Raw genomic sequence first — 5,395 nt, forward strand, 5'->3', positions numbered from 1 at the left:
CCCCCGGCCCCGGCCGCCGAGAAGCCGGCCGCTGCGGCCGCCTCCTCGGCACCCAAGCCGGCGCCGCGTGCGCCCTCCCCGCGTCCGGTGGGTCGCCCCGGCGCTCCGCGCCCGGGCAACAACCCGTTCGCGCCCAGCCAGGGCATGGGCAAGCGCCCGACCCCGGCAGACCGTGGTCCGAGCGCGCCCGCCCAGGGTGGCAACGACCAGCGTCCGCCGCGTCCGCCGGCCTCGCGTGAGGGTGGCGCCGCGGGCGGTCGTCCCGGCATGCCGCGCCCGAACCCGGCGATGATGCCGAAGTCCCCGGCTGCCTTCGGGCAGGGCCCCGGCGGCCGTCCCGCCGGTCCGGGCCGTGGTGGCCCGGGTGGTCGCGGTGGCGCTCCGGGTCGTCCCGGTGCTCCGGGCCGTGGTGGCCCCGGTGCCGGTGCCGGCGCTGGCGCTCCGGGTCGTCCCGGCGGCTTCGCCGGTGGCCCCGGTGGCGGTCGCCCCGGTGGTGGCGGCGGTGGTCGTCCCGGCCAGCGTGGCCAGACCCAGGGTGCCTTCGGTCGCCCCGGCGGTCCGTCGCGTCGCGGTCGCAAGTCGAAGCGCGCGCGTCGTCAAGAGTTCGAGGCCATGCAGGCCCCGACCATCGGCGGCGTGCGGGTCCGCAAGGGTGACGGCGAGACGGTGCGTCTCGCTCGTGGCGCCTCGCTGACCGACTTCGCGGAGAAGATCAACGTCGACCCCGCGGCCCTGGTGCAGATGCTCTTCTCGCTCGGCGAGATGGTCACCGCCACCGAGTCCGTCAACGACGAGACGCTGGAGCTGCTCGGCGAGGAGCTCAACTACGTCGTCCAGGTCGTCTCTCCCGAGGACGAGGACCGCGAGCTGCTCGAGTCCTTCGACATCGACTTCGGTGCCGACGAGGGCGGCGAGGACGACCTCGCACACCGCCCGCCGGTGGTCACCGTGATGGGTCACGTCGACCACGGAAAGACCCGCCTCCTCGACGCGTTGCGCAACGCCAACGTGGGTGACAAGGAGGCCGGTGGCATCACGCAGCACATCGGTGCCTACCAGGTCACCACCGAGGTCGACGGCAGCGAGCGTCCGATCACGTTCATCGACACCCCGGGTCACGAGGCGTTCACCGCCATGCGTGCCCGTGGTGCGCAGGCCACCGACATCGCGATCCTCGTGGTGGCGGCTGACGACGGCGTGATGCCGCAGACCGTCGAGGCGTTGAACCACGCCAAGGCGGCCGGCGTCCCGATCGTGGTCGCGGTCAACAAGATCGACAAGGAGCAGGCCGACCCGACCAAGGTCCGCGGTCAGCTCAGCGAGTACGGCCTGGTGCCCGAGGAGTACGGCGGCGACACCATGTTCGTCGACGTCTCCGCCAAGGCGGGGCTGCACCTCGACAAGCTGCTCGAGGCCGTCGTGCTCACCGCCGATGCGTCGCTCGACCTGCGGGCCAACCCGAACATGGACGCCCAGGGTCTCGTCGTCGAGGCGCACCTCGACCGCGGTCGCGGCCCGGTGGCCACGATCCTGGTCCAGCGCGGAACGCTGCGTGTCGGTGACTCCATCGTCGCCGGCCCGGCACACGGCCGCGTGCGTGCCATGCTCGACGAGTACGGCAACGAGCTCGAGGTCGCGGAGCCGTCGCGTCCGGCCATGGTTCTCGGTCTTAGCTCGGTTCCGGGCGCCGGCCAGAACTTCATCGTGGTCGAGGACGACCGGATGGCTCGCCAGATCGCCGAGAAGCGCGAGGCGCGTGAGCGTGCGGCCATGCAGGCCAAGCGTCGCGTGCGCCGCACCCTCGAGGACTTCATGGCCTCCATGGAGAAGGGCGAGAGCCAGGAGCTCAACCTCATCCTCAAGGGCGACGTGTCCGGTTCGGTCGAGGCCCTCGAGGACTCGCTGGCCCAGATCGACGTCGGCGACGAGGTCACGCTGCGCGTCATCGACCGCGGTGTCGGTGCGATCACCGAGACCAACGTCGACCTGGCCGCTGCCTCCGACGCGATCATCATCGGCTTCAACGTCCGCCCGCAGGGCAAGGCGGCGCAGATGGCCGACAAGGAAGGCGTGGAGATCCGGTACTACTCGGTCATCTACCAGGCCATCGAGGAGATCGAGGCTGCTCTCAAGGGCATGCTCAAGCCGGAGTACGAGGAGGCCCAGCTGGGCCAGGCCGAGATCCGCGACATCTTCCGGTCCTCCAAGGCCGGAAACATCGCGGGCTGCATGGTCACCTCGGGTGTCATCCGCCGCAACGCCAAGGTTCGCGTCCTGCGCGACGGCGCTGTCATCGCGGACAACCTCGACCTTGCCTCGCTGCGGCGGGAGAAGGACGACGCGTCCGAGGTCCGCGAGGGCTTCGAGTGCGGCATGGTGCTGAAGAACTTCCAGGACATCAAGCTCGGCGATGTCGTGGAGGCCTTCGAGATGCGCGAGATCCCGCGCGGCTGATTCATCGCTTGATCCCCGTCGCCCGCCTGTTGGAAGCTCAGCAGGCGGGCGGCGGGCTCAGCACACAAAGTTCTTTCTGAGGAGAAGTCATGGCGAGCCCACGAGTACGCAAGATCGCCGACCGGATCAAGGTCATCGTCGCCGAGATGCTGGAGCGTCGGATCAAGGACCCGCGCCTCGGCTTCGTCACCGTCACCGACGTGCGACTCACCGGCGACTCCCAGCAGGCCACCATCTTCTACACCGTGTTCGGTGCTGAGGACGAGGTGGCCGGCACTGCCGCCGCGCTGGAGTCGGCCAAGGGCCTGATCCGCTCCGAGGTGGGCAAGCAGCTCGGCATGCGGCACGTCCCGTCGCTGGACTTCATCCGCGACGCGCTGCCGGAGACGGCCCGTCACCTCGACGAGGTGCTGGCCCGTGCCAAGGAGATCGATGAGCAGGTCGCCGCGACCGCGCTCGGTGCGACCTACGCCGGTGGCGAGGACCCGTACCGCAAGCCGCGTGAGGACGACGAGCTCGACGCCGACGAGCTCGGCGCCGACGACGAGTCCGACGCCACCGCATGAGCGAACCGCTCGTCTCGGGGCTGGTGATCGTCGACAAGCCCCAGGGAGTCACCTCCCATGGAGTGGTCGCCCGCGTCCGGCGGCTGGCCGGAACCCGCAAGGTCGGCCATGCCGGCACCCTCGACCCGATGGCCACCGGCGTGCTGGTGGTCGGGGTCAACCGGGCGACCCGGCTGCTGGGGCACCTGATGCTGACGGAGAAGGGCTACGACGCGACCATCCGGCTCGGCGTCGCCACCACGACGGACGACGCCGAGGGCGAGGTCACCAGCACCACGCCCGCCGGCCACCTCGCCGACGAGCAGGTGCGCTCGGCGCTCGCTGCCTTCGTCGGCGAGATCGAGCAGGTGCCGACCGCGGTCTCCGCGATCAAGGTCGACGGCAAGCGCGCCTATCAGCGGGTGCGTGACGGCGAGGAGGTCGAGCTCAAGGCGCGGCCGGTGACGATCCATGAGCTCCTCGTGCACGAGATGCGACGTGACGGCGACTGCCTCGACGTCGACGTCAGCGTGCGGTGCTCCTCGGGTACCTACATCCGGGCGATCGCGCGTGACCTGGGCGCCGCGCTCGGCGTCGGTGGTCACCTGACCGCGCTGCGCCGCACCGCCGTCGGTGCGTTCGGGCTCGATGCCGCCCGCACCCTCGACGAGCTGGGGGAGGAGTTCACGATGGTCCCGATCGCGCAGGCGGCTCGGCAGACCTTCGCCGCCGTGGACCTCACCGAGGAGCAGGCAGCATCCGTGCGGGTGGGGCGCCGCCTCGACCTGGACCTCGCCACCGCGAGCGCGCTCTTCGCCCCGGACGGGGAGTTCCTGGCCCTGTACGAGCCGAGCAGCTCGGGCGCGAAGCCGGTGGCGGTCTTCGTCGGCTGAGCGGCACGCCGTCTCGTGGACGTGCCCCGAGTACCTGGCACGGGCAGAAGTTTCGTAGAGTGCCGGGGTGGAAATCTGGCGCTCGCCGCAGGAGGTGCCCTCCGACCTAGGAGGCGCCGTGGTCACCATCGGCAACTTCGACGGCTGCCATCTCGGACACCAGCTGGTGGTCCGACGTGCCCGTGAGGTCGCCGACGAGGCAGGCGGGCTGCCGGTCGTCGCGGTGACCTTCGACCCGCATCCGATGGCGGTCCTGCGGCCCGAGCACGCGCCGGTCATGCTGACCACGCTGGAGGAGCGCGCCGAACTGCTGCGCCAGGCCGGCGTGGACCACGTGCTGGTAATCCCCTTCGACCGTGACGTCGCGGCCTGGAGCCCTGCCGAGTTCGTGCAGCGGATCATCGTCGACGCGCTCGCGGCCAAGGCTGTGGTGGTCGGCGCCAACTTCCGCTTCGGCAACCGGGCGGCCGGCGACGTCGCCGCGCTGCGTGAGCTGGGTGCCGAGCGTGGCTTCACCGCTGAGGGGGTCGCCCTGGACGGCGGGCCGCAGGTGTGGAGCTCCACCTACGTGCGCACCTGCCTGGCCGCCGGCGACGTCGCGGGCGCTGCCGAGGCGCTGGGCCGTCCGGTGACGGTGACCGGCGTGGTGATCAAGGGCGATCAGCGTGGACGCGAGCTGGGCTTCCCGACCGCGAACGTGCCCACCGACCCGCAGGTGGCGGCACCGGTCGACGGCGTCTACGCCGGCTGGCTGACCCGTCTCGACACCCGGGAGCGGTTCCCGGCCGCGATCTCGGTGGGCACCAACCCCACCTTCGAGGGAGTCCGGGAGCGCCGCGTCGAGTCGTACGTGCTGGACCGCACCGACCTGGACCTGTACGGCGTTCAGGTCGAGGTGACCTTCGTGACCAAGCTGCGCGGGATGCTGCGCTTCGACGGCATCGAGTCGCTGATCGAGGCGATGAACGACGACGTCGCCCGGGCCCGCGAGATCCTCGGCGCCTGAGCCCGCCGCTCGCCGGCGTCGTCGCCGTCGTCCTTGACGGGCTACACCGATTCGCTGGCCGGCGAGGTTGGTTGATAGCCTTGTCAGGTTGCCCTTCGGGGCGACATGCCGTCAGAACGGCCGCGGATAAAGAGAGCCATCGTCGACCTGGCGAGGGCGCCGCGCAACGAACATCAGGAGAGGAGTCGCCGTATGTCCATTGGTACCGACGCGGAGACCAAGAAGAAGATCATCGCCGAGTACGCCACGACCGAGGGCGACACCGGTTCTCCGGAGGTGCAGATCGCGCTGCTCAGCCACCGCATCGCGCACCTCACCGAGCACCTCAAGCAGCACAAGCACGACCACCACAGCCGTCGTGGTCTGCTGCTGCTCGTCGGCCAGCGCCGTCGTCTGCTGAACTACCTGCAGAAGACCGAGATCGAGCGCTACCGCTCGATCGTCGAGCGCCTCGGCCTGCGTCGTTGATCAACGACCTGTGATCCGCGGAAGGGGGC

Annotated in this window: 4 protein-coding genes and 1 pseudogene; all 5 read left to right on the top strand. The window is 70.6% G+C overall.

All coding sequences use genetic code 11. From position 1 onward, the window contains the following. A pseudogene (gene infB, locus ABD151_RS04665) lies at positions 1–2,454 on the top strand (translation initiation factor IF-2); the annotation flags it as partial. 89 nt (positions 2,455–2,543) lie between these two features. Then, complete coding sequence (gene rbfA, locus ABD151_RS04670; protein ID WP_343991820.1) at positions 2,544–3,020, top strand: 30S ribosome-binding factor RbfA; 477 nt, start codon at positions 2,544–2,546, stop codon at positions 3,018–3,020. Beyond that, positions 3,017–3,892: a tRNA pseudouridine(55) synthase TruB gene (truB, locus tag ABD151_RS04675; protein WP_343991823.1), complete on the top strand. Its 876-nt coding sequence runs from the start codon at positions 3,017–3,019 to the stop codon at positions 3,890–3,892. Before rbfA ends, truB begins: the two co-directional genes overlap by 4 nt. A 67-nt stretch (positions 3,893–3,959) precedes the next feature. Beyond that, positions 3,960–4,898 (top strand): bifunctional riboflavin kinase/FAD synthetase, encoded by a 939-nt coding sequence (locus ABD151_RS04680; protein ID WP_343991825.1) that lies wholly within the window; start codon positions 3,960–3,962, stop codon positions 4,896–4,898. A 192-nt stretch (positions 4,899–5,090) separates the two neighbouring features. Further along, complete coding sequence (gene rpsO, locus ABD151_RS04685) at positions 5,091–5,366, top strand: 30S ribosomal protein S15 (RefSeq protein WP_343991827.1); 276 nt, start codon at positions 5,091–5,093, stop codon at positions 5,364–5,366. Positions 5,367–5,395: the final 29 nt, after the last annotated feature.

The organism is Nocardioides dubius, from assembly GCF_039528155.1.
GTDB lineage: Bacteria > Actinomycetota > Actinomycetes > Propionibacteriales > Nocardioidaceae > Nocardioides > Nocardioides dubius.